Source organism: Faecalibacterium sp. AM43-5AT, from assembly GCF_003603345.1.
Lineage (GTDB): Bacteria > Bacillota > Clostridia > Oscillospirales > Ruminococcaceae > Faecalibacterium > Faecalibacterium taiwanense.
Genome location: NZ_QVGZ01000018.1, coordinates 1 through 825 on the forward strand (window position 1 = coordinate 1; position 825 = coordinate 825).

The 825-nt window shown below is 55.2% G+C and carries 1 protein-coding gene; it reads right to left on the reverse strand.

The genetic code is table 11. The features are described from left to right. Positions 1–663 (reverse strand): SDR family NAD(P)-dependent oxidoreductase (locus DW937_RS13805; protein WP_120121349.1); only part of this gene is annotated, 663 nt, incomplete at its 3' end. Positions 664–825: the final 162 nt, after the last annotated feature.

Sequence of the window (825 nt, forward strand, 5' to 3'; positions counted from 1 at the left end):
CATCTTACCCAAGTCGCGGGTGTCACCGTAGGCGTGCAGCGGCATCCGGTTCAGAATTTTCTGCTCCCGGGCTGCGTCCACTACCTGCTCGTTCATTTTGCTGCGGAACCACCCCGGCGCAATGCTGTTGACGGTGATGTTGTCCTGCGCCCACTCCACGGCCAGAGCGCGGGTCATCGCCAGCACAGCGCCCTTGCTGGCGCAGTACGGCACCACCTCGCTGAAGCCCAGATGGGCGCTCATGCTGGTGATGTTGATGATGCGACCCTTGTCCGCACTTTTCTTCAGATAGGGGTAGCAAATCACACTCATCTGGAACAGATATTTGACATTCACATTCATGATATTATCAAACTGCTCCATGGGAAAGTCCTCGGCCCGGCATTTATAGCTGACGCCTGCGTTGTTTACCAGAAAATTCAGGCAGTCGTTATGCTTTGCGGCCAGCTCCGCCACCAGTGTTTTCATAGCTTCTGCATTGCCGATGTCACCCCGCAGATGGACAACGCCCGGTGCACTTTCGCCTACACCCTCTTTGGGCTTGCCGGTGCGGCTGATGACATAAACTGTCGCGCCGGCCTGAGCCAGCACATTTGCGATCTGGAAACCGATTCCGCTGCTGCCGCCGGTGACGATACCGGCCTTTCCCTTCAAACCTGCCATAAAAAGCACCTCTTATCTTTTATCTGCGACCTGAAAGCTGTCGGCTTCAGTATATCATACCTTTGCAGGATGCGAAAGCTCTTATGTACGCCGCCCGCAGGCGGCAAAAATCAGTTCATTGGAAATTCCAGTCCTGCAAACTCGGCATCCGTCAGCCGTTTC